Below are 23,179 nucleotides of genomic sequence, written 5' to 3' on the forward strand. Positions count from 1 at the left end.
GTGTGTTGTGACGCGGCCTCTTTCCGAAGCGGAAAGAGGCCGCGTGCAACCCAGGAGACACTAATAATGAGTCAAGCGATCGAAGTCAAAGTGCCGGACATCGGCGATTACAAGGACGTCCCCGTGATCGAAGTACTGGTCAAGGTGGGCGACACGGTGGAGCCCGAGCAGTCGCTCGTCACGCTCGAATCCGACAAAGCCACGATGGACGTGCCGAGCTCGGCAGCGGGCGTCGTGAAGGAAATCAAGGTCAAGGTGGGCGATAGCGTGTCGGAAGGCTCGCTCATCGTCGTACTGGAAGGCGGCGCTGCTGCTGCGCCCGCTCCGGCGGCGGCTCCCGCACCGGCTCCGGCCGCTGCGCCCGCGCCCGCCGCTGCATCGGGCGGTGGTTCCGTCGACGTGAAGGTGCCGGACATCGGCGACTTCAAGGACATTCCGGTCATCGAGATCGCCGTGAAAGTGGGCGACAAGGTCGAGAAGGAACAGTCGCTCGTCACGCTCGAGTCCGACAAGGCGACGATGGACGTGCCTTCGCCCGCCGCCGGCACCGTGAAGGAACTGAAAGTCAAGATCGGCGATACGGTTTCCGAAGGCTCGCTGATCCTCGTGCTGGAAGGCAGCGCAGGCGGCGCGGCCGCCGCTCCGGCTCCGTCGCCCGCGCCGGCCGCGCAGAAGGAAGTGCCGCCGGATGCGCCCGCGAAACCGGCGCCGCAGAAGGAAGCGCCGTCCGCGCTCGCGCAGGCGCCCGTGATGCCCGCCGGCGACGGCACGCGCACGTCGAGCCATGCGTCGCCGTCGGTGCGCAAGTTCGCGCGTGAACTCGGCGTCGATGTGTCGCGCGTGCGCGGCACCGGTCCGAAGAACCGCATCACGCAAGGCGACATCACCGCGTTCGTGAAGGGCGTGATGTCGGGCCAGGGCGCGGCGCCTGCCGCGGCTGCTCCCGCGGGCGGTGGCGGCGGCGAGCTGGGTCTGTTGCCGTGGCCGAAGATCGATTTCACGAAGTTCGGTCCGGTCGATCCGAAGCCGCTCTCGCGCATCAAGAAGATTTCGGGCGCGAACCTGCATCGCAACTGGGTGATGATCCCGCACGTCACGAACAACGACGAAGCCGACATCACCGAGCTCGAAGAACTGCGCGTGAAGCTGAACAAGGAGCACGAGAAAGCAGGCGTGAAGTTCACGATGCTCGCGTTCGTCATCAAGGCCGTGGTCTCGGCGCTCAAGAAGTTCCCGGACTTCAATGCGAGCCTGGACGGCGACAACCTCGTCTTCAAGAAGTACTACCACATCGGTTTCGCGGCCGATACGCCGAACGGCCTCGTCGTTCCGGTGATCCGCGACGCCGACAAGAAGGGCCTCGTCGATATCGCCAAGGAAATGGCCGAGCTGTCGAAGCTCGCGCGCGACGGCAAGTTGAAGCCGGATCAGATGCAGGGCGGCTGCTTCTCGATCTCGTCGCTGGGCGGCATCGGCGGAACGCACTTCACGCCGATCATCAACGCGCCCGAAGTCGCGATCCTCGGCCTTTCGCGCGGCTATCAGAAGCCCGTGTGGGACGGCAAGCAGTTCCTGCCGCGCCTCACGCTGCCGATGTCGCTGTCGTACGACCATCGCGTCATCGACGGTGCGGCCGCCGCGCGCTTCAACGCTTATCTGTCGGCGATCCTGGGCGATTTCCGTCGCGTCATTCTCTGATCGATTGATCCGGCCGACGGCGGAACCTTGGGGCTTTGTCCCGAGGTTCCATCCGCACATCTCTTAGGGGACAACATGAGTCTCGTCGAACTAAAAGTACCCGACATCGGCGACTTCTCCGATGTCGATGTCATCGAAGTCAATATCAAGCCCGGCGACGCCATCGAAAAGGAACAGGGCGTCATCACGCTCGAAACCGACAAGGCCACGATGGAAGTGCCCGCCGATGTCGCGGGCACGATCAAGGAAGTGAAGGTCAAGCAGGGCGACAAGGTCTCGCAGGGCTCGGTCATCGCGATGATCGAAACCGCAGGCGCCGCTGCTGCTCCGTCGCCTGCGCCGGCCGCTGCGCCCGCGCCGGCTGCTGCTGCACCCGCTGCGGCTGCGGGCGGCGGCGTGCAGGACGTGAAGGTGCCGGATATCGGCGACTTCAAGGACATTCCGGTCATCGAAATCCACGTGAAGCCGGGCGATACGGTCGAGAAGGAGCAGTCGCTCGTCACGCTCGAATCCGACAAGGCGACGATGGACGTGCCGTCGCCCGCGGCGGGCACGGTGAAGGAACTGAAGGTCAAGGTCGGCGACAACGTGTCGGAAGGCACGCTGATCCTGACGCTCGAAGGCGGTGCTTCCGCCGCTGCGCCTGCGGCTCAGAAAGCAGCGCCGGCTCCGGCGCCTGCCGCCGCTCCGACGCCCGCGCCGCAAGCGGGCAGCTATTCCGGCGCGGCGGACGTCGAATGCGACATGCTCGTAATCGGCGCCGGCCCCGGCGGTTACTCGGCTGCGTTCCGTTCCGCCGACCTCGGCATGAAGACCGTGCTCGTCGAACGTTATTCGACGCTCGGCGGCGTGTGTCTGAACGTCGGCTGCATTCCGTCGAAGGCGCTGCTGCACACCGCGCTCGTCATGGATGAAACGAAGGAGCTGGCCGCGCACGGCATCAGCTTCGGCGAGCCGAAGATCGATCTCGACAAGCTGCGCGGCTTCAAGGAAGGCGTCGTCAAGAAGCTGACCGGCGGTCTCGCGGGCATGGCGAAGGCACGCAAGGTGACGGTGGTGACGGGCGTCGGCAGTTTCGTCGATCCGTATCACATGGAAGTGAACGGCCCGGACGGCAAGAAGGTCGTGAAGTTCAAGCAGGCGATCATCGCGGCGGGTTCGCAGGCGGTGAAGCTGCCGTTCTTCCCGGATGATCCGCGTGTCGTCGATTCGACCGGCGCGCTCGAGCTGCGTCAGATTCCGAAGCGCATGCTCGTGGTCGGCGGCGGCATCATCGGCCTGGAAATGGCGACGGTGTATTCGACGCTCGGCGCGGACATCGATGTCGTCGAAATGCTCGACGGCCTGATGCTCGGTGCGGACCGCGATCTCGTGAAGGTCTGGGAGAAGTTCAATTCCAAGCGCTTCACGAACGTCATGCTGAAGACCAAGACGACCAAGGCGGAAGCGAAGGCAGACGGCATCTACGTCACGTTCGAGGGCGAGAAGGCGCCGGCCGAGCCGCAGCGTTACGACCTCGTGCTGCTCGCGGTCGGCCGCAGCCCGAACGGCGGGAAGATCGGTGCTGACAAGGCGGGCGTGGCGGTGACGGATCGCGGCTTCATCAACGTCGACAATCAGATGCGCACCAACGTGCCGCATATCTTCGCGATCGGCGATCTCGTCGGCCAACCGATGCTCGCGCACAAGGCCGTGCACGAAGGCCACGTCGCAGCGGAAGTGGCGCACGGCGAGAAGGCGTATTTCGACGCGATGCAGATTCCGTCCGTCGCTTATACGGATCCGGAAGTGGCGTGGGCCGGCAAGACGGAAGACCAGTGCAAGGCCGAAGGCATCAAGTTCGGCAAGGCTGTGTTCCCGTGGGCCGCGTCCGGCCGCGCGATCGCCAATGGCCGCGACGAAGGTTTCACCAAGCTCATCTTCGATGAAGAGACGCATCGCGTGATCGGCGGCGGCATCGTCGGTCTGAATGCGGGCGATCTGATCAGCGAAGTGTGTCTCGCGATCGAGATGGGCGCGGATGCGACCGACATCGGCAAGACGATCCACCCGCACCCGACGCTGGGCGAATCGGTCGGCATGGCGGCGGAGCTGTATGAAGGTGTGTGCACGGACTTGCCGCCGCAGCGCAAGAAGTAAGTTTTCTGTTTGCTCAAAGCGCAAAAGGCGCGCTTCTTGACTGGAGCGCGCCTCTTTTTTATCGCGCGGCGAACGGCAGACGCAAAAAACCCGGCGCGGGGGCCGGGTTTTTCGTGATGCGTGCTGCACTACACCGGGCAGGGCCCGGCGGCAAACTTAGGCAACCGACTTCTTCGCAACGCGCGAAGCTTGTTCCGTCGCTTGCGTAGCAGCCTTCGTCGCAGCCGTTGCAGCGGCGTTGAAGTTGCTTTCAGCGATTTCGACAGCTTGCTTCGTTGCCTTGTGAACCGTTTCGTACGTCGTGTTGGCGGCGGTGATAGCCGACTTCATCACGGCGACAGCGGTTTCCGAACCGGCCGGTGCGTTCTTCGCGACGTTGTCGACGAGCGTTTGCACCTTGCGGTTTTGCTCTTCGTACTGAGCTTCCGCGACGCGGGCGAATTCAGCTTGCGTAGCCGATGCGATTTCATACAGGTGACGGCCATACGACAGCACCTTTTCTGCGACCGGCTGGGTCAGGCTGGCTTGCAGCGCGAGCAGTTCTTGTGCGTCCTTCACCGACAGCGCGCGCTGGGCGTTTTCCTGGCTTTCGGCCAGCGTGGACTTCACGACTTGCAGGTTCAGTTCGACGAGCTTTTCAACGCCTTCGAACGCCTTGTTCGTGAGGCCGAACAGCGTGTCGAAGTTGGCTTTTTGTGCAGCGGCGATTTGCTCGGGGGTCAACAGCGTCATCTCAGGCTCCTGATGGCCGACCCATCAAAACGCGGGTCGTGGTTTGGTAGATCCGGCGCGGCGAACGTGCCGGCTAGGTGCAACTGCGATTGGTGCGTCGCAACATGAAGGCCATTTTAGACATATTCCTATGGTTGTCAAGCACTTTTTGTGCGCCGCACAATCGCGAAAAATGCTTGTTAAACAACAGCTTACTTTTCAGGAAAACACTAAAATTCGTTCGGGGAAACCCCTAGGAATTAAGGCCGGGCGGGCCCGCATCGGATGTGACGCATGCATCCATCGTTCAATGAAAGCACAGCCGGATGAAGCTTTGATGTTGCGTTCGCACGAGCGGACCTTTCTGCCGCCACAAAAATCGGACTTCGTCTCATGTATGTCTTATTTTTAAGACGTCGCCGTACACCAAAATGTGGAAGAAACGTTAACATTTCGACTGTCCGATCCGCGGTGAACCAAGGCGGGCGCCTGAAAGACTCATTCCTCGATTCGGAATCGCTGAGTTTTGTCCGAATCGATCCCTCAGTCTGTCTAAAGTTTTGGAAAGTTTTGCCGATAGTGCGTTGGTCGTCGGGTAGAAGAGCGCGCTGTCGGCAGCACTGTTTCGCCAGAACGATCGTTTTTTCCGATCGTGGCGTGTTGTCGATCAGTAATAAGCATTCAGGGCTTACAACTCGGTTTAACGAGTGCCCATAAGTACTTAATATTGCTTAAATTTCGTAGCTTCACTACACTTGGCGGTACTCTCCAGCCGCCCAACAGAACACTAATGAAAACCGAAATGTTTTCGTCGTTGAAGGTGGTGCACGGCGTGGCGATGCGCTCCGCATTGTCCCTCGCCGTCTCCATCGCAGTCGCGACGTCCTTCGCAGCGGTTCCGGCTGAAGCCCTCGCGAAGACCGCCACCGCCACCGCAAGCAAGACCGTAAAGAAACCCGCCAAAGCCGCGGCCAACGCTGAAAAGCCGGCGCGCGTGGCAAAAACCTCACTCAGAGCGCCGAAGCCGGCGAAGGCCGCGAAAGTCGCTGCCGCCGATGACGACGAAGACGCGCCCCGCGCATCGAAGAAGCATCGGGTGAGCTATCGCATGGACCGTTCGCGCCGCGCCGCGGTGCATGCAGTCGCGTACCAGCCGCGCGCCACGTCCGTCGGTCAGGCGTTCGGCCTGCATGACACGCCCGACAGCCTCGCGCTGCGCTCGAGCGTTGCGTATGTCGTCGACCAGAACACGTCCGAGACGCTCTTCGACAAGAACTCGCGCGCCGTCGTGCCGATCGCATCGATCACCAAGCTGATGACGGCGATGGTCGTGCTCGATTCGCACATGCCGCTCACCGACGAGCTCGCCGTCACCGACGAAGACCGCGATTACGAGAAGTTCACCGGCTCGCGCCTCGCGGTCGGCTCGGAGCTCAATCGCGAAGACATGCTGCACATCGCGCTGATGGCATCCGAGAATCGCGCGGCGGCGGCTCTTTCGCGCTATTACCCCGGCGGCCGTCCGGCGTTCATCGCCGCGATGAACGCGAAGGCGAAGTCGCTCGGCATGACCGACACGCACTTCGAGAATTCCACGGGTCTCACGAGCCAGAACGTGTCGAGCGCGCGTGATCTCGTGAAGATGGTGAACGCGGCGTATCAATATCCGCTGATTCGCAAGTTCTCGACCGACCGCAGCTACGACGTGTTCACCGGCAAGCGCAATCTCGCGTACAACAGCACGAATGCGCTGATTCGCAATGCGTCGTGGGATATCGGCTTGCAGAAGACCGGCTTCATCAACGAAGCGGGCGAGTGCCTGGTGATGCAGGCGAACGTGAACGGCCGCCAGGTCGTGATCGTGCTGCTCGACTCGTATGGCAAGTACTCGCGCTTCGCCGATGCGGGCCGTCTTCGTTCGTATCTCGATACGCTCGGCGAGCCGCACATCATGAGCGCAGACATGGGCAGCGGCGCGAATCCTTGAGCGCCGGTTTTCTGCTGACGTAAATGCAAAAACGGGATTCGTCGAAAGACGAATCCCGTTTTTTTCGTGCGTCGCGTCTCAGCGATGCGCGTGTTGAGCCTGCTGCGCTTCCATTGCGGCTTCTTCCGGCCGATAACCCAGCGAGCGCGAAATTTCGAGCGCGGTGTGGCTCAACTGCTTGAGCCACGCGTCCTGCAGACGATCGGCCGGCGCGGAGAGCGACAGGCCGGCGACGAGCCGTCCGGTGTCGTCGTAGATGCCCGCCGCGATGCAGCGCACGCCTAGTTCCAGCTCTTCGTTGTCGCGCGCGCACGCTTGCTGGCGCACGTGCGAAAGCTCGCGCTCGAGTTTCGCGAGATCGGTGATGCTGTTCTGCGTGTGCCCCGACAGGCCGGTGCGCATCGCGTAGGCGCGCACGCGCGTGGCTTCGTCGGCGGCAAGGAAGAGCTTGCCGACCGAGGTCAAATGCAAGGGCGCCCGCCCGCCGATCGCCCGCACGACCTGCATGCCCGAACGCTCGGAATACGCGCGCTCGATATAGACGATCTCATCGCCCTGACGGACGGACAGATTGACGGTTTGCCCGGTCTGCCGATGCAGTTCGCGCATCGGCGGCATCGCGGCTTCGCGCACCGAAAGACGCGCTTTCACCAGATTGCCGAGTTCCAGCAGCCGCATGCCGAGCCGATACGTGCCGGGATCGGAGCGGTCCACGAGGCGGCACAACACCATGTCGTTCAGGATGCGATGCGCGGTGGACGGGTGCAGGTCGGTGCTCTGCGCGAGCTCTTTCAGGCTGACGGGATCAGTGTGGCCGGCGAGGGCGTCGAGAAGACGCATCATGCGCTCGATCACCTGAATGGAGGTCTTGGATTCCGGGTTCGTATCGCTCATCGTGAAAAATCGGTTGATGCGTCAAACAGCGGAATGGCAATTGTATCTCATAATGTGAAAAAAGCGAACGCTGCCAGGAAACACTGATCCCGACTGCGACGCGCGTGGCCGCGACGAACGCCGTCGCGCGGGACTTTCGCGGATAATCGGCGTGCGTTCAAATCACTTCTACAAAACAGGAAAACGCCCCCAATGCGAGTCGGACTCTTCGTCACCTGTCTCATCGACATGATGCGTCCTGAAATTGGCTTCTCGGTCATCAAGCTGATCGAGCGCGCGGGTTTCGAAGTCATCGTGCCGCCGTCGCAGACGTGCTGCGGTCAGCCCGCCTACAACTCCGGCGACCGGCCGCTCGCCCGCGATCTCGCAGAGAAAACGCTGGGCGAATTCGAGCAGTTCGATTACGTGGTCGTGCCTTCGGGTTCGTGCGGCGGCATGATCCGCGCGCATTACGGCGATCTTTTTCGCGACGATCCGCAACTGATGAACCGCTTCGCGCGTCTGCAGCCGCGCGTCTTCGAACTCACCGATTTCCTCGTGACCGTTGCGAAGGCGCGCATGGAGCCGGGTGCATTCGACGGCATGGTGACGTATCACGATTCCTGCTCCGGCCTGCGCGAGCTCGGCGTGAAAGCGCAGCCGCGCGCATTGCTCGCGCAAGCGGGCGTGCCGGTGACGGAGATGACCGGCTGCGAACATTGCTGCGGTTTCGGCGGCACCTTCGCGGTGAAGTACGGCGACATCTCAACGGCGATCGTCGACGAGAAATGCGCGAACATCAAGGCGAGCGGGGCGGATACCGTCGTGCTCGGCGATCTCGGCTGCATGCTGAACATCGAAGGGCGTCTGCGCCGCACCGGCGACACGAGCACGCGCGTGCTGCATATCGCGCAGGTGCTTGCCGGCGACGTCACCAGCAACGCCTGAGGAGCGACTCATGCAAGTCCAGACGATGCACTTCAAGGCGCGCGCTTCATCGAAACTCGCCGACGAGCGGCTGCAGCAGAATCTCACGAAGCTCTCGACCAAGTTCGTGAGCGCGCGAGCGACCGCCGTGCGCGACATCGACTTCGAGGCGACGCGCGCTGCGTTGAAGGAGCGGCGCAATCGCGCGCTCGACAATCTCGACGTGTGGCTCGAAACCTTCGAGCGCGAAGCAACAAGGCGCGGCGCCACGGTGCTGTACGCCGAATCGACGCAGGACGCGGCGAAACTCGTCGCCGGCATCGCCCGCAAGCACGACGTGAAGAAGGTCATCAAGACCAAGTCGATGGTCTCCGAAGAGATGCAGCTGAATCGCGTGCTCGCCGAGATGGGCGTGCAGTCGATCGAAACCGACCTCGGCGAATACATCCTGCAGATCAACGACAACGAGCCGCCGAGCCACATCATCGCGCCGGTCGTACACAAGGATAAGGAGCAGATCGCGGATCTCTTCGCGAAGACGCACAACAAGCCGCGTCTCACCGATATCCCCGAGATGACGCGCGAGGCGCGTGAGGTGCTGCGTCCGCATTTCATGTCGGCGGATATGGGCGTGACGGGCGGCAACTTCCTGATTGCGGAGACCGGGTCGGTGGCCGTCGTCACGAACGAGGGCAACGAAGGCATGTGCACGGTGATGCCGCGCGTGCACGTCGCGGTGACGGGCATCGAGAAGGTGCTGCCGACGCTCGACGATCTCGCCACCGCGATGCGCCTGCTGCCACGCTCCGCGACCGGGCAGACGATCTCGAATTACTTTTCGTTGCTGACCGGCCCGCGCGCGCCCGGTGAAACGGACGGGCCGGAGCATATGTACTTCGTGCTCGTCGATGGCGGGCGCACGGGGCTCATCGGCGGCGAGTTCCAGGAGATGCTGCGTTGCATCCGCTGTGGCGCGTGCATGAACCATTGTCCGGTCTATCAGAAGATCGGCGGGCATGCGTACGGCTGGGTGTATCCGGGCCCGATGGGTTCGGTGCTCACCCCGGCGTATGTCGGTATCGACAAAGCGCTCGATCTGCCGCAAGCCGCTACGCTCTGTGGCGAGTGCAATAGCGTCTGTCCGGTGGGCATTCCGCTTTCGGATTTGTTACGCAAGTTACGCGAAAAACAAATGGAGCGGCGGTTGCGGCCGTGGAACGAACGCGCCGCGCTCGCGGCGTGGGGCTATCTCGCGAAACGCCCGGCTGCGTATGCGTTATTCACGAAGCTCGCGGTGCGCGTGCTCGAACGCATGGGCGGCAACCGGAAGGCGATCTCGCGTCTGCCGTTCGGTGCTGGATGGACCGGCACGCGCGATATGCCCGCGCCGGTCGGCCGCACATTCCGGGAGTTATACAAGGCGCAGCACTCGCACTTGGGCTGAGCGCTGCGTTCGCGAACGAAAACGGCGTTGGAACTTGCGTTCCAGCGCCGTTTTTGTCGAGCCGAAGAAGCAGAGCCGCTCAGTTTCCGACCGGCCCGGTATGCCATTTATTGGGGCCGCCGCCGTAGCTGCTGCCGCGATTGCTGCCGCCTCCTGAATTCGCCGGGGGCGGGGCGGCGGCGGCAGGAGGCCGCATCGGCGGACCGCCGACTGCCTTCGGCAGCGGCGCACCGCCGCCCGCCTGCTGAGGCGGCGGACCGCCGGACGGACGTCCTCCACCGGCTTGCGGCGGCGGGCCGCCATGACCGCCATTGGGCGGCCTGTTGTTGGTCCAGCCGCCCTGAGGAGGCGGACGTCGCCAGCCGGGACCGTCGTCCCAGTAACGACGCGGTCCAGGTCCGTAGTAAGGTCCGGGACCATAGTAGGCCGGACCGCTGTAATAACCGCCGCCCACCACGACACCCGGTTGCACGACCGGCGGCCCGCCGTAGTAGCCATAGCCTGGATCGTCATAGACGCCCGCCGGGTAACCACCGTAGGCGTCGGGATACGCCGCGCAGCCGCCGAGGAGCGCGGCGGACGAGGCAAGCAAGAGACCAGCAACTGCGGATTTCATGATCGTAGGGGCGATTCGTTGATCGATTATTTCAATAAGACAACACCGGCGCCGCGTTGTCCCAACAACTTTGTAAGCCTTTATGACGACGCCGCGTCGGGGCGAGCGAACAGGCAACAGAACGCTTGTTGTCGCCAGCGCAACAAACCTTTGCTTTTCAACGTCTTTTTAAGATCGGGACGATTGCGTAACATTCGAAGCGTCCGTCAGTGGGTCTTCGTCCGCTGCGACATATGAACCCAAGGCAGTCCCATGAAAAAGACAATATCGACCTACTGGCCCGTCGCCATCCTGCTTCCTCTCGCATTGACGTTCTGCATGCACGCCGGCGAAGGCGGGGGCGCGGCCTTGCGACACGAGCAAACCGGTGTTGCCGGCGTGAGTGCCGAACTTGCTCGCGCCATTTCGCTCGGTTTCGTTGAAGACGATGCCGCTTCGCCGGACGTGCTTCCCGCGCAAAAGACGCTCTGAATCGGCAGAAAACGCGCACAAAAAATGGCGCCTCGAAAAGGCGCCATTTTCGTTCTCAGAAACGGCCGCAGCAGCTTACTTCAGGACGGCAGCGACGGCGTTCGCGACCACATCGAGGTTGCGCATATTGAGCGCGGCGACGCAGATGCGGCCGGTGCTGACGGCGTAGATGCCGAACTCGTCACGCAGACGGTCGACTTGGGCCGCGGTCAGGCCCGAGTACGAGAACATGCCGCGTTGCTTGCTGACGAAGGAAAAATCGCGATCGACGCCGCTTGCCTTCAGGCGCTCGACCAGACCGTTGCGCATCGCGCGGATGCGATCGCGCATTTCGCCGAGCTCCTGTTCCCACGTCGCGCGCAGTTCCGGCGAAGCCAGCACGGCCGCGACGATCGAGCCGCCGTGCGTCGGCGGGTTCGAATAGTTGGTGCGGATCACGCGCTTCAGTTGCGACAGCACGCGCGCCGACTCTTCCTTGCCCGTCGTGATGATCGACAACGCGCCGACGCGCTCGCCGTACAGCGAGAACGACTTCGAGAACGACGACGACACGAATGCGCTCAGTTCGGCGGCGGCGAAGAGACGCACGGCGGCCGAGTCGGCGTCGATGTTTTCCGCGAAGCCCTGATACGCCATGTCGAGGAACGGCACGAGATTCTTCGCCTTCACGACGTCGACGATCTGCTTCCACTGATCGTCCGAGAGATCGACGCCCGTCGGGTTGTGGCAGCACGCGTGCAGCACGACGATCGTGCCCGCCGCGTAGCCGTTGAGGGCTGCGAGCATGCCGTCGAAGTTCACGCCGTGCGTGGCGGCGTCGTAGTACGGATAGGCGACCACGTCGAAACCGGCGCTTTCGAACAGCGCGCGGTGATTTTCCCAGCTCGGATCGCTGATCGCGACCTTGGCGTCCGGATTCACGCGCTTCAGGAAATCCGCGCCGATCTTGAGCGCGCCCGTGCCGCCGAGCGCCTGCGCCGTCACGACACGGCCCGCGGCGATGAGCGGCGAGCCTTCGCCGAGCAGCAGCTTCTGCACGGCGGCGTCATAGGCGGCGATGCCGTCGATCGGCAGATAGCCACGCGGCAGCGCGGCGTCGACGCGCGCTTTCTCGGCGTCGCGCACGGCGCGCAACAGCGGAATCTTGCCTTCCTCGTTGGTGTACACGCCGACGCCCAGATTGACTTTGGTCGTGCGCGTGTCGGCGTTGAAGGCTTCGTTGAGGCCCAGGATCGGGTCGCGGGGAGCGAGTTCGACGGCAGAGAAAAGAGACATGATCTATCAGCAGTGAGAAAAAGACGGTGCGGCGGACGTGCGCTCGGAAAAGACAGGAGCGCGAGGCGGGGCGATGCCCGGGTGGCGTCTTCGGCGGTGTCGATGCGCGTCGCATCGGCGTGCGGCGGCCATGCCCGCCGTCGAGCCCAGTCGCACATTGTAGCGAATCCGCACGGCCTTTTTGCCGTGAGGGCCCGGCGGATGCGTGTTTTTCACGCGCGCGTCATTTCGACCGATGCCGCTCGAAGACGCAAAAAGGGCCGCAAGACGCACGCTTGAGAACGAGAGCGCGGTCCCAATGTGTTCGATTCGCTCTCCATCGACCGGGCCGCGCGTGTTTTCCGCCAGCCGCTAGAATAGGTGTTTGCCCGGCGCAGACTCAGGTCTTCAGGTTCACATGTCCGATACCCTCATCGAATCTCCCGAAGAACTGGACGAATCGAAGTTCGTCACGTTCGAAGGTTCGCCGTTCCAGCTTTATCAGCCGTATCCGCCCGCGGGCGATCAGCCCGGCGCCATCTCGACGCTCGTCGAAGGCATCGAGGACGGTCTGTCGTTCCAGACGCTGCTCGGTGTGACCGGCTCCGGCAAGACCTTCACGATGGCCAACGTGATCGCGCGCATGGGCCGTCCGGCGATCGTCTTTGCGCCGAACAAGACGCTCGCCGCGCAGCTCTACGCCGAGTTCCGCGAGTTCTTTCCGCGCAATGCCGTCGAGTACTTCGTCTCGTACTACGACTATTACCAGCCGGAAGCGTATGTCCCGCAGCGCGATCTCTTCATCGAGAAGGATTCGTCGATCAACGAGCACATCGAGCAGATGCGGCTTTCGGCCACGAAGAGCCTGCTCGAGCGGCGCGACGTAGTGATCGTCGCGACGGTTTCCGCGATCTACGGTATCGGCAACCCGTCCGAATATCACCGGATGATCCTCACGCTGCGCACGGGCGACAAGCTCGGCCAGCGTGACGTCATCGCGCGGCTGATCGCGATGCAGTACACGCGCAACGAAGCCGACTTCCAGCGCGGCTCGTTCCGCGTGCGCGGCGACACCATCGATATTTTCCCGGCGGAGCACGCGGAAATGGCGGTGCGCATCGAGCTTTTCGACGACGAAGTCGAATCGATGATGCTCTTCGATCCGCTCACCGGCCGCGTGCGCAACAAGATTCCGCGCTTCACCGTGTATCCGTCGTCGCATTACGTGACGCCGCGCGATACCGTCATGCGCGCCATCGAAACCATCAAGCTGGAACTGCGCGAGCGGCTCGAGTTCTTTCATGGCGGCGGCAAGCTCGTCGAGGCGCAGCGGCTCGAGCAGCGCACGCGCTTCGATCTGGAAATGTTGCAGGAGCTCGGCTTCTGCAAGGGCATCGAGAACTATTCGCGGCATTTTTCGGGCGCGGCGCCAGGCGAACCGCCGCCGACGCTCGTCGACTATCTGCCGCCCGACGCGCTGATGTTGCTCGACGAATCGCACGTGCTGATCGGCCAGTTGAACGGCATGTACAACGGCGACCGCGCGCGCAAGGAAAATCTCGTCGACTACGGTTTTCGGATGCCGTCCGCGCTCGACAATCGCCCGCTCAAGTTCAACGAGTTCGAGCGCAAGATGCGCCAGGCGATCTTCGTTTCTGCGACGCCCGCCGACTACGAGAAAGCGAAAACGGGGCAGGTGGCCGAGCAGCTCGTGCGTCCGACCGGCCTCGTCGATCCGGAAATCGAAGTGCGTCCCGCGCGCTCGCAAGTGGACGATGTGCTCTCCGAGATCAACGCGCGCGTCGCGGTCCACGAGCGCGTGCTCGTCACGGTGCTGACCAAGCGCATGGCCGAGCAGCTCACCGAGTTTCTCGCCGACCACGGCGTGAAGGTGCGCTATCTGCACAGCGACATCGATACGGTCGAGCGCGTCGAGATCATCCGCGACCTGCGGCTCGGCACGTTCGATGTGCTCGTCGGCATCAACCTGCTGCGCGAAGGTCTCGATATTCCCGAAGTGTCGCTGGTCGCGATTCTCGACGCCGACAAGGAAGGCTTCCTGCGCGCCGAGCGCTCGCTGATCCAGACCATCGGCCGGGCGGCGCGCAACGTGAACGGCAAGGCCATTCTGTACGCCGACAACATGACCGACTCGATGAAGCGCGCCATCGACGAAACCGAGCGGCGCCGCGCAAAGCAGATCGCGCACAACGAGAAGATGGGCATCACGCCGCGCGGCGTCGAGAAGCGCATCAAGGACATCATCGATGGCGTCTACAACGCCGACGAAGCCCGCGCCGAGCTGAAGGAAGCGCAGACGCGCGCGAAGTTCGAGGACATGTCCGAGAAGCAACTGGCGAAGGAAATCAAGCGCCTCGAGAAGCAGATGATGGATCACGCCAAGAATCTCGAGTTCGAAAAGGCCGCCCAGACCCGCGACCAATTGGCGCTGCTGCGGCAACGCGTTTTCGGGGCGAACGTGGGCGATCACGTGAGCGGAATCGGCGGGAAGTAAGCGTTATGTAAGTGATTTAAAGGGCTTAATCCAAAGGCGCGGCGGTCGAAAGATTTGCCGCGCTTTTTTTTTCGTTGTTTCGCGCGTCCCGCGATCCCGCGAAAAGCCTTACTGCGTCTAGGTTTGTAAGCACGCTCAAATTGTTCCGGGTGTCGAACAATGCTAAACTGACGAACATTGAGAATGGTTCGTATTAACGTTCACAGAGTTGTGCTATTGCCGCTCTGAAAACCGACGGTCCGGGCGCATTCCAATGGTTTAGTGGCAAGGCTCGCGTGGCGCGCGCCAATCGATAACAACAAGGAGTTTCTGATGGGTTCAACGTTGATGCGCGGTCTCGTCGCCGCAGCAGGTCTCACGGCGATGATGGCAGCCTCGGCCGCCGAATATCCGATCGGCAAGCAGCATATCGAGGGCGGCATGGAAACCGGCGCCGTCTATCTCCAGCCGATCACGATGGCGCCGGAAGGCATGATGCGCAAGGCGTCGGATTCGGATATCCACCTGGAAGCGGACATTCACGCGGTCAAGAACAACCCGACCGGTTTCGCGGAAGGCGACTGGATGCCGTATCTGAACGTGACGTATGAGCTCACGAAGGTCGGCACGACGCAAACCGTGAAGGGCGACCTGATGGCGATGGTCGCGAGCGACGGCCCGCACTACGGCGACAACGTGAAGCTGTTCGGCCCGGGCAAGTATCACCTGAAGCTGCACATTTCGCCGCCGTCGCAGGAAGGCCACATGGCGTTCGGCCGTCACGTCGACAAGGAAACCGGCGTCGGCCCGTGGTTCAAGCCGTTTACGATCGAGTACGACTTCCCGTTCGCGGGCATTGGCAAGAAGGGCGGCTACTAAGTTAGTTGGTAAGCGCCCGTGAGCATCCGGCTATTGCGCAGCCGGATGCGCTCATTCTTAGGAAGTACGCATGAAACTGAAAAACCAGATGGCCGCTCTCGCGGTGGCTGCGCTCGCATCGGTCGCGGGACTCGCGCAAGCCGCCGACCTGCCGACGTTCAAGCTCGAAATGAACGACGGCAAGCTCAACCCGGCGCGCATCGAAGTGCCGGCGGGGCAGCGCATCAAGATCGAGGTGCACAACATCGGCAAGGGCGCCGCCGAGTTCGAAAGCGTGCAGCTGCGCAAGGAGAAGGTGCTCGCGCCGGGCGCCGATTCGTTCGTCGTGATCGCGCCGCTGGACCCGGGTGAATACAAGTTCTTCGACGACTTTCATCAGAGCGCGCAAGGCGTGATCGTCGCCAAGTAACGGACGCGCCGCACGCAACGAAGCACATGCGCACATGCGCGCGGCCGGTTGAAGTGGAATTGCTGGAGGTCTGGAATGGGGCAGGTACTTTTCATCGTGTGGCGGGAGAGCGTCGAGGCGTTGCTCGTCGTCGGCATTCTCTACGCGTGGCTGAAGAACGGCGATCATCAGGCGCGCCGCGGCCTGCCTTATCTGTGGTTCGGCGTCGCGGCGGGGCTGATCGCGGCGGTCGCGCTGGGCGCGGCGCTCATCGGTTTCACCGAAGTGCTGTCGGGCAATGCGCAGGATTACTTCCAGACCGCGATGGTGCTGATCGCGTGCGTGCTGATCGTGCAGATGGTGCTGTGGATGAAGCGTCACGGCCGCACGCTGAAGCGCGACATGGAAACGTCGCTGCAAAAGAGCACGCAGGACGGGCACTGGTGGGGCATCGCGCTGCTGGTCGCGCTCGCGATCGCGCGTGAAGGCAGCGAAACCGCCGTGTTCCTGTATGGCGTGGGCTTCGGCCAGTCGGGTCACGTCGACGCGTCGCAGTATGTCGCGATCCTTCTCGGCTTCGGCCTCGCGTTGCTCACGTTCTACCTCTTGCAGCTCGGCGGCAAGATCTTCTCGTGGCGCTCGTTTTTCCGCGTGACCGAAATCATGCTGCTGTTCCTCGCGGCAGGTCTCTTCGAGACGGGCGTCGACAAGCTCATCGACATGGAAGTGCTGCCGGTCATCGTCAATCAGGTGTGGAACACGTCCGCGATTCTCGATGATTCGAGCACCTTCGGCTCGCTCGTCGCTACACTCACGGGCTATCGCGCGCATCCGGCAGGCATGAATCTCGTCGCGTATGCGGTGTACTGGATCGTCATCTATCTCCTCATGCGCCATTCGAAAAACCAGATGGCGCAAAAACAAAAGGCGGCAAGCCGTCCAGCATGAGTTCCGTAATGCCTAGACCCGGCCGGCTGCAACAAGCCGGCCAATGGATGCAGCGTCACGGCAGCACGATCCGCATGATTCAGTGGGTCGTCGTTGCCGTTTATGCGTTTCTGATCGTCGTTCCGGCCGTGATGCCGCTGCCCGATGGCGCCGCGCATCTCTGGAGCAACCTCACGCTCGCCGCGCAGTTCGTGTTCTGGGGCATCTGGTGGCCGTTCGTGCTGCTGTCGATGGTCATGCTAGGCCGCGTCTGGTGTGGCGTGCTGTGTCCCGAGGGCGCGCTCTCCGAGTTCGCGAGCAAGTTCGGCCGCGGCTGGGCGATTCCGCGCTGGATGCGCTGGGGCGGCTGGCCGTTCGTCGCGTTCGGGCTCACGACGATCTACGGCCAGATGGTCAGCGTCTATCAGTATCCGAAAGCCGTGCTGCTGGTGCTCGGTGGCTCGACGGTCGGCGCGATGATCATCGGCGTGCTGTATGGCCGCGAGAAACGCGTGTGGTGCAAGTATCTGTGTCCGGTCAACGGCGTGTTTTCGCTGCTCGCGCGCCTAGCTCCTTTCCACTACAAGGTCGACGAAGACGCGTGGCGCCGCTCGTACACGAAGGGCGAGCACGGTCATCGCGTGATTCCGATCAACTGTGCGCCGCTCGTGCCCTTGCGCAACATGAAGGGCGCGCAAGACTGTCACATGTGCGGCCGATGCAGCGGCCATCGCGACGCGATCGCGCTCACGTGGCGCTCGCCGTCGGAAGAAGTCGTGAAGCTCGGCGACAAGGCCGCGAATCCGTGGGACACCGCGCTCATTCTGTACGGCTTGCTGGGCATCGCGATCGGCGCGTTCCACTGGACCGTGAGCACGTGGTTCGTCGACCTGAAGCAGGTCTTCGCGGCGTGGCTCATCGATCACGACATTCTCTGGCCGCTCGATACCAACGCGCCGTGGTTCCTGTTCACGCATTACCCGGAACAGAACGACGTTTTCTCGTGGCTCGACGGCACGATGGTCATTGCCTACATCGTCGTCACTGGCCTCGTGTATGGCACGGCGCTGCTCGCGCTGCTCGCAGCGGGCACGCGCATGCTCGGCAAGTTCGATTCGACGCGCCTGCATCACCTGACCCTCGCGCTGATTCCGCTTGCCGGCGTAGGCGTGTTTCTCGGCCTGTCGGCGACGACCGTGTCGCTGTTGCGCGCGGAGCATCTGCCGTTGTGGTGGGTGCCGGGTCTGCGCCTCGGATTGCTCGCCGCCGCGAATCTGTGGAGCGCGTGGCTGGCGTGGCGCGTGACGGGGCGCCATGCATCGGCGCTTGGTTCGCGCCTTCTCGCGATGGTATGGTTTGTCCTTGCGCTGGCCGTCGCGGACAGCGCCTGGTACCTGATGTTCTGGGGCTTCAGCCGATAAACCGTCCACGCCGTGTTCAACGGCAACGAGAGCGAGAAGTGAGAACCAAACCCGTACTGACCGATGAAGACGTCAAGGCCATGGCCGCCGCCGCCGAGGCGCACGCCCGAGAACACAACTGGAACGTGACGATTGCGATCGTCGACGATGGCGGGCATCTGCTGCATCTGCATCGTCTGGATGGCGCGGGCGCGAGCACCGCGGAAATGGCGACGGGCAAGGCGCGCACCGCCGTGCTCGGCCGCCGCGAGACCAAGGTCTACGAAGACACGATCAAGCAGGGCCGCACGGCGTTTCTGTCGGCGCCGATGACAGCGATGCTCGAAGGTGGCGTTCCGATTTTCGTCGGCGCGGATATCGTCGGCGCGGTGGGCGTGTCGGGCGTGAAGTCGGATCAGGATGCGCAGATCGCGAAAGCGGGCATCGCGGCGCTGGGCGTCGAGAACGTCTGACTGGAACGGCTGAAGTATTCGCGCAACAAAAATGGCACGTCTTCGTAACGAAGGCGTGCCATTCTGTTTTCGGATGCGGCGCTCATCGGCGCGCATCATACAACCCGGGCAGGAACCAAAAAAAGCGGCTTCGCTTGCTATCGACGACTGGCTGGTGTTTGCACGAAGGGGTCTAAATTCTCGCGTGCAAGTCGTCCTCGCTGGCTAAGGCCAAACACCTCTTGGCGAGGTGGTCCCCACAATACACGGTACTGACTGCTGTTCTTGCTTGCGCGTTACTTCGTCAGGATGAGCTTGCCCAGACGCGTTGCGCGCAACTGATAGGTCTCCCCGTTATGCACGATGCTCACGTGGCTGCGTCCCTGCAGCAGCGCGTCGCTTTTCAGCGACCGCTCGCCATTGCTGTCCGCCGCATGCGCGACATGCACCGTCGTAACGGTGGTCGCTTTCGGTCGGGTGATCGCGGCGTCGCGGACAGCCGGGCGGCGCAGCCTGAGCGTGGAGGATCGCAGCGTGTCGGTCATGTCGGAAGTGTGCGTTCGTTGATTCGATGGGTCTATAGTAAATGATAACTATTCCTATTTGCAAATAGACTTTCCGATGGACACGCAGCTTTCGATAGCCATACTCGATGCGGCCGGTGAAGCATTCGCGGCCGCATCCGATACAACGGGTCAGTGCAGCGGCTTGCCGGCGGTCCGGCCGTGCGCAAACTGGCGAATGAGCCGCACGGTGTCGATATCCGATTCGCGATAGGCCGACTTCACGATCTCCTGCGTCTGACGCTCGTCGGCGCTCGGGTTCTCGTTCTCGGGCAGCGTCGTGCGGTAGGTGAAGCGCAGAAAGAGCTGAAGCGCGTCGGGCTGCTCGATCGCCATCGTGAGTGAGCCGCCTACATACTCCGCCGTCGGCAGGATGTCGTAGCGCACGCTCGAACTCGGCGTGAGCGTCACGCGATCGCGCACGGTGGCCTGGCCATAGTGCAGTTCACGCTCCATCGTGTCGCCATCGCGCGAAAGGATGTCGCAGCTATCCAGCCCCAGCACAAACAGTTGCGGCTGCTCGGCGCGCAGGACGAGTCCTTCCCACAGCTGCTCGCGCGTAAGCGCTTCGACGAGCGGGTTGAGCGGATCGTTGATCTGGATCAGATGTTCGAAATTCAAGACGACAGTTCCTTGGACGTTCGTGGTGCCCGCGATGCATTACTGCGGCGTGAGCCCGGACTCGATGCGAATCGCGCCGGACAGGACCTTGTGCATCGGGCACGCATTGGCGATTTGCAATAGCCGTTCCCGCTGTTCGCCCGACAGCGCGCCCGTGAGCGCGATACGGCGATCGATGTTCGTGCCGTCCGCGGTGCTCGTCATCGACAACTCGACGTGCACCGCTTCCAGCGGCCATTCCTTGCGCTTCGCGTACATCTTCAGCGTGATCGACGTGCATGCACCGAGGCTGGCAAGCAGGAGCGACGCCGGTTCCGGGCCCGTGTCGCCGCCGCCGATGCCGGCCGGTTCGTCGGCGATCCACGAATGCGTGCCGTCGCCGAGACGGACTTGAAAGTCGGTGTTGCCGATGCTTGCGCTCACGGAAGGTCCGGCCATGCGTTGCTCCTGTTCGGGTTGAATTGCAAGAATGACAAAGATGACGAAAACGGCGCGGCTAGAACGGTCATTGTGACGTAATGCGTCCGTTCATGCCGCACCGTTTCGCCGGCTAGCGCTCAGTGCGTGATCGCGCCCATGCGGCCCTCCTGATAATCCACGACCGCCTGACGGATCTCGTCTTCGGTGTTCATCACGAACGGGCCATAGCGCACGACCGGCTCTTTCAGCGGCACGCCGCCGATCAGCAGCAACTCCACCGGTTCGTCGCCGGCGGCGAGCGCGATCGTATCGCTGTCGTCGCGGAAGATGACCATTTGCTGCGCGCGCACGGGCTGGCTCTGCGGGCCGTAGAGCGCAGTGCCGGACAGCGGATACGCGAACACACGATAGTCGCGCGGCACGCTCAGTTCGACCTTCGCGCCCGGTTTCAGCGAAAAGTGCTGATACAGGATCGGCGTGCGCGTTTCGATCGCGGCTTTCACGCCGAGCGCCTCGCCGGCGATGACCTTCACGCTGACCTTGCCGTCCTCGCTCGTCGCGACGGGAATCTGCGCCGACGGAATCTCCTGATAATGCGGCGCGATCATCTTGTCGCGCTGCGGCAAGTTCACCCACAGTTGCAGGCCGTGCACGCGGCCACCACGCCGCGTGAATTCTTCCGCTGGCATTTCGCTGTGCACGACGCCCGCGCCGGCGGTCATCCATTGCACGTCGCCGGGGCGCAGCGTGCCCGAGTGACCCGCCGAATCCTTGTGGCCGAACTCGCCTTCGAGCATGTACGTGACGGTCTCGAAACCGCGATGCGGATGATCGGGTGCGCCCTTCGCCTCACCGGGCGCGTAGTCGGCGGGGCCCATTTCATCGAGCAGCAGGAACGGATCGAAATCCATCAGAAGACGGGTCGGAAACGGGCGATGCACGACAAATCCGCCGCCTTCGACGGTGCGGGTCGCCGGGATGATGCGTTCGATGCTGCGGCTGGTGGACATGGGGCCTCGCTTCGGAATCGGAAAATAAGGGAATAGCGCTGAATTTGAAACACAGAGCTATTATATGGGCCGCATTTCGCGTTAAAAGAGGCCGCGGCGCAATGGATTGTCCCGCTGGCGATAACGAACCGCTTCACGCTTCAGAGCGACATCGAGTAATAGATGAAAGCCGACTCGCATGACCTGAACGATCTGATGTACTTCTCGCACGTCGTCGAGCACGGCGGGTTTTCGGCCGCGGAGCGCGTGCTCGGCATCTCGAAGTCGCGGCTGTCGCGGCGCGTGTCGGAACTGGAGGCGTCGCTGGGCGTGCGTCTTTTGCAGCGCTCCACGCGCAAGCTCGCGCTCACCGAGGCGGGGCAACTCTTCTACCAGCATTGCCAGGCGATGCTCGCCGAGGCCCAGGCGGCCGTCAACGTCGTGCAGAGCCTGCGCGATTCGCCGCGCGGCACGGTGCGCGTGAGCGTGCCGGTCACTATCGCGCAGACGTTTCTTTCCGCCGTGATGCCGGATTTCATGCATCGCTATCCGGAAGTGCGCATCGTGCTGCGCGTGACGAACCGCGTCGTCGATCTGTTCGAAGATGCGATCGATGTCGCGCTGCGCGTGCGCTCGGAGCCGCCCGCGAGCTCGAACGTCGTCGCGCGGCCGCTGTGGCGTACCGAGCAGATGCTCGTCGCGGCGCCGTCGCTGCTCAAGTCGAACGCGCCGCCGATGACGCCCGCCGAGCTCGCCCAATACGATACGCTCGATACGCCCTCGGCAGACGGGCGCCATGTCTATCGGCTGATCGCGCCGGATGGCACGCGCCACGAGTTCGAGCATGAGCCGCGGCTGGTCACCGCGGATCTTTCTATGATCCGCGAAGCGGTGATGCGCGGCGTCGGCATCGCGGCGCTGCCGGAGATGATGTACGGCGCGCCGTTGCGCTCGGGCCAGCTATCGCCGGTGATGCCGGGCTGGACGTTTCCATCGCCGCAACTCTACGCGGTCTTTCTGTCGCGGCAGGGCATGGTCCCTGCAGTGCGCGCGTTCGTGGATTTTCTCGTCGAGTCGATCGGCAGCGGCCAGCGCTTTCCCGGAGAATGTCCTGTTCACGAAAAGCCGGAACGAGAAACAGTTTGACCGCGTTTGCGGCGCTCATTGGTTTATGACATTGAAGCGCGCACTTGCGATGGTCAGATTCAATTGAACGACATAAGTCGCGGCGGTATATTGAAGGCTCTTTCGCTAAGGAGCTCCTATGCGAAAACTCACGGCTGCTCTGATAGTTAGCCTGATAGGGTTGATTGCGCTGTCCGTGTCGACCACGGCTGCCGCATGTGACGGGACTTCTGGTTCTGGCTATACGAACCCAAAGTGACCGCCTCGCCCGAATGCGCCGAGCGCGCACGAAAAAAGGCCTTCATCTGACGATGAAGGCCTTTTACTTTGAGCGCCCGAAAGAGGGCGCTTACCGATGTCGCCTGGGCGTTACTTGCCGTTCTTCGGTTCGGTGACGAAACCGATCTTCGTCAGTCCGCCCGACTGCGCCGCCGACATCAGATCGGCGACTTTTTCATACGCCACCTGACGATCCGCGCGCAAATGGATTTCCGGCTGCGGATTCTGCTGCGCCGCCTGCGCGATTCGCGCATTGAGCGTCGCTTCGTCGATCGGCTGATCGTCCCACAGCGTCGTGCCGTCGGCCTTGATCGCGATGTTCACGTGCGCGGGCTTTTCGTCCTGCGGCTGGCTGCTCGCGTGCGGCAGGTCGATCTTCACCGCGTGATGCATGGCGGGAATCGTGACGAGGAAGATGATCAGCAGAACCAGCATGACGTCGACGAGCGGCGTCATGTTGATTTCGCTCATCATGCCGTCGTCTTCATCGCTGGCGAAAGGGCTCATGGCCATGATGCGAAC

At 62.7% G+C, this 23,179-nt stretch carries 22 protein-coding genes; 13 read left to right on the top strand and 9 right to left on the bottom strand.

Features of this window, described 5'->3' with window-relative positions; all coding sequences use genetic code 11:
• The first annotated feature begins 66 nt into the window (after positions 1-66).
• Entirely contained in the window at positions 67-1,698 is a 1,632-nt protein-coding gene (gene aceF / locus AWB74_RS23855; RefSeq protein WP_061149181.1) for a dihydrolipoyllysine-residue acetyltransferase, read from the top strand.
• A gap of 75 nt (positions 1,699-1,773) precedes the next feature.
• Positions 1,774-3,837, top strand: a complete 2,064-nt coding sequence (gene lpdA, locus AWB74_RS23860; RefSeq protein ID WP_087039165.1) for a dihydrolipoyl dehydrogenase — start codon at positions 1,774-1,776, stop codon at positions 3,835-3,837.
• 156 nt (positions 3,838-3,993) lie between these two features.
• Here the strand turns inward: lpdA and AWB74_RS23865 are convergent, their stop codons facing one another.
• Positions 3,994-4,569 carry a phasin family protein gene (locus AWB74_RS23865; RefSeq protein ID WP_014190976.1) on the bottom strand — a complete coding sequence of 192 codons (576 nt, stop codon included), beginning with the start codon at positions 4,567-4,569 and terminating at the stop codon, positions 3,994-3,996.
• Positions 4,570-5,338: 769 nt separating this feature from the next.
• Between AWB74_RS23865 and pbpG the strand changes: the two genes are divergently transcribed.
• Positions 5,339-6,535: a D-alanyl-D-alanine endopeptidase gene (gene pbpG, locus AWB74_RS23870; protein WP_061149182.1), complete on the top strand. Its 1,197-nt coding sequence runs from the start codon at positions 5,339-5,341 to the stop codon at positions 6,533-6,535.
• 78 nt (positions 6,536-6,613) lie between these two features.
• On the opposite strand, the gene AWB74_RS23875 is transcribed toward pbpG, so the two are convergent.
• A complete protein-coding gene (locus tag AWB74_RS23875) occupies positions 6,614-7,429 on the bottom strand; it encodes an IclR family transcriptional regulator (RefSeq protein WP_061149183.1) in 816 nt (271 codons plus the stop codon).
• Positions 7,430-7,621: 192 nt separating this feature from the next.
• Between AWB74_RS23875 and AWB74_RS23880 the strand changes: the two genes are divergently transcribed.
• Both AWB74_RS23880 and AWB74_RS23885 read left to right on the top strand, forming a co-directional pair.
• Entirely contained in the window at positions 7,622-8,356 is a 735-nt protein-coding gene (locus AWB74_RS23880; protein WP_061149184.1) for a (Fe-S)-binding protein, read from the top strand.
• Between the two features lie 10 nt (positions 8,357-8,366).
• Positions 8,367-9,779 carry a lactate utilization protein B gene (locus AWB74_RS23885; protein WP_061149185.1) on the top strand — a complete coding sequence of 471 codons (1,413 nt, stop codon included), beginning with the start codon at positions 8,367-8,369 and terminating at the stop codon, positions 9,777-9,779.
• Positions 9,780-9,858: 79 nt separating this feature from the next.
• On the opposite strand, the gene AWB74_RS23890 is transcribed toward AWB74_RS23885, so the two are convergent.
• Positions 9,859-10,395, bottom strand: coding sequence for a hypothetical protein (locus AWB74_RS23890; RefSeq protein ID WP_061149186.1), 537 nt, complete (start codon positions 10,393-10,395; stop codon positions 9,859-9,861).
• Between the two features lie 252 nt (positions 10,396-10,647).
• Between AWB74_RS23890 and AWB74_RS23895 the strand changes: the two genes are divergently transcribed.
• Positions 10,648-10,866: a hypothetical protein gene (locus AWB74_RS23895; RefSeq protein ID WP_061149187.1), complete on the top strand. Its 219-nt coding sequence runs from the start codon at positions 10,648-10,650 to the stop codon at positions 10,864-10,866.
• Between the two features lie 75 nt (positions 10,867-10,941).
• Here AWB74_RS23895 and AWB74_RS23900 read toward each other — a convergent pair whose 3' ends face one another.
• Complete coding sequence (locus AWB74_RS23900) at positions 10,942-12,141, bottom strand: amino acid aminotransferase (RefSeq protein ID WP_061149188.1); 1,200 nt, start codon at positions 12,139-12,141, stop codon at positions 10,942-10,944.
• A 397-nt stretch (positions 12,142-12,538) separates the two neighbouring features.
• Between AWB74_RS23900 and uvrB the strand changes: the two genes are divergently transcribed.
• The 6 genes from uvrB (at position 12,539) to AWB74_RS23930 (ending at position 18,681) form a co-directional block, all read left to right on the top strand.
• The gene (gene uvrB, locus AWB74_RS23905) at positions 12,539-14,635 is read left to right on the top strand and encodes an excinuclease ABC subunit UvrB (protein WP_061149189.1); all 2,097 of its coding nucleotides are present in this window, start codon (positions 12,539-12,541) and stop codon (positions 14,633-14,635) included.
• Positions 14,636-14,947: 312 nt separating this feature from the next.
• Positions 14,948-15,493 carry an iron transporter gene (locus AWB74_RS23910; RefSeq protein ID WP_407642464.1) on the top strand — a complete coding sequence of 182 codons (546 nt, stop codon included), beginning with the start codon at positions 14,948-14,950 and terminating at the stop codon, positions 15,491-15,493.
• Positions 15,494-15,563: 70 nt separating this feature from the next.
• Complete coding sequence (locus AWB74_RS23915) at positions 15,564-15,902, top strand: cupredoxin domain-containing protein (protein ID WP_061149190.1); 339 nt, start codon at positions 15,564-15,566, stop codon at positions 15,900-15,902.
• A 75-nt stretch (positions 15,903-15,977) separates the two neighbouring features.
• Positions 15,978-16,829 carry an FTR1 family iron permease gene (locus AWB74_RS23920; RefSeq protein ID WP_061149191.1) on the top strand — a complete coding sequence of 284 codons (852 nt, stop codon included), beginning with the start codon at positions 15,978-15,980 and terminating at the stop codon, positions 16,827-16,829.
• A complete protein-coding gene (locus tag AWB74_RS23925; RefSeq protein ID WP_200822022.1) occupies positions 16,826-18,229 on the top strand; it encodes a 4Fe-4S binding protein in 1,404 nt (467 codons plus the stop codon). Before AWB74_RS23920 ends, AWB74_RS23925 begins: the two co-directional genes overlap by 4 nt.
• A 38-nt stretch (positions 18,230-18,267) precedes the next feature.
• Positions 18,268-18,681, top strand: coding sequence for a GlcG/HbpS family heme-binding protein (locus AWB74_RS23930; RefSeq protein WP_061149193.1), 414 nt, complete (start codon positions 18,268-18,270; stop codon positions 18,679-18,681).
• 275 nt (positions 18,682-18,956) lie between these two features.
• On the opposite strand, the gene hemP is transcribed toward AWB74_RS23930, so the two are convergent.
• The 4 genes from hemP to AWB74_RS23950 all read right to left on the bottom strand — a co-directional run bounded on the left by hemP (position 18,957) and on the right by AWB74_RS23950 (position 21,274).
• Positions 18,957-19,205, bottom strand: coding sequence for a hemin uptake protein HemP (gene hemP, locus AWB74_RS23935; RefSeq protein ID WP_061149194.1), 249 nt, complete (start codon positions 19,203-19,205; stop codon positions 18,957-18,959).
• A 150-nt stretch (positions 19,206-19,355) separates the two neighbouring features.
• Positions 19,356-19,844 carry an SRPBCC family protein gene (locus tag AWB74_RS23940; RefSeq protein ID WP_061149195.1) on the bottom strand — a complete coding sequence of 163 codons (489 nt, stop codon included), beginning with the start codon at positions 19,842-19,844 and terminating at the stop codon, positions 19,356-19,358.
• A gap of 39 nt (positions 19,845-19,883) precedes the next feature.
• A complete protein-coding gene (locus AWB74_RS23945) occupies positions 19,884-20,282 on the bottom strand; it encodes an OsmC family protein (protein WP_061149196.1) in 399 nt (132 codons plus the stop codon).
• A gap of 119 nt (positions 20,283-20,401) precedes the next feature.
• Positions 20,402-21,274 carry a pirin family protein gene (locus tag AWB74_RS23950; protein ID WP_061149197.1) on the bottom strand — a complete coding sequence of 291 codons (873 nt, stop codon included), beginning with the start codon at positions 21,272-21,274 and terminating at the stop codon, positions 20,402-20,404.
• 162 nt (positions 21,275-21,436) lie between these two features.
• Between AWB74_RS23950 and AWB74_RS23955 the strand changes: the two genes are divergently transcribed.
• Positions 21,437-22,399, top strand: coding sequence for a LysR family transcriptional regulator (locus AWB74_RS23955; protein ID WP_061149198.1), 963 nt, complete (start codon positions 21,437-21,439; stop codon positions 22,397-22,399).
• Positions 22,400-22,747: 348 nt separating this feature from the next.
• Here the strand turns inward: AWB74_RS23955 and AWB74_RS23960 are convergent, their stop codons facing one another.
• The gene (locus AWB74_RS23960; RefSeq protein WP_061149199.1) at positions 22,748-23,170 is read right to left on the bottom strand and encodes an ExbD/TolR family protein; all 423 of its coding nucleotides are present in this window, start codon (positions 23,168-23,170) and stop codon (positions 22,748-22,750) included.
• Positions 23,171-23,179 lie beyond the last annotated feature (9 nt).

The sequence above is a fragment of the Caballeronia arvi genome (assembly GCF_001544695.2).
Lineage (GTDB): Bacteria > Pseudomonadota > Gammaproteobacteria > Burkholderiales > Burkholderiaceae > Caballeronia > Caballeronia arvi.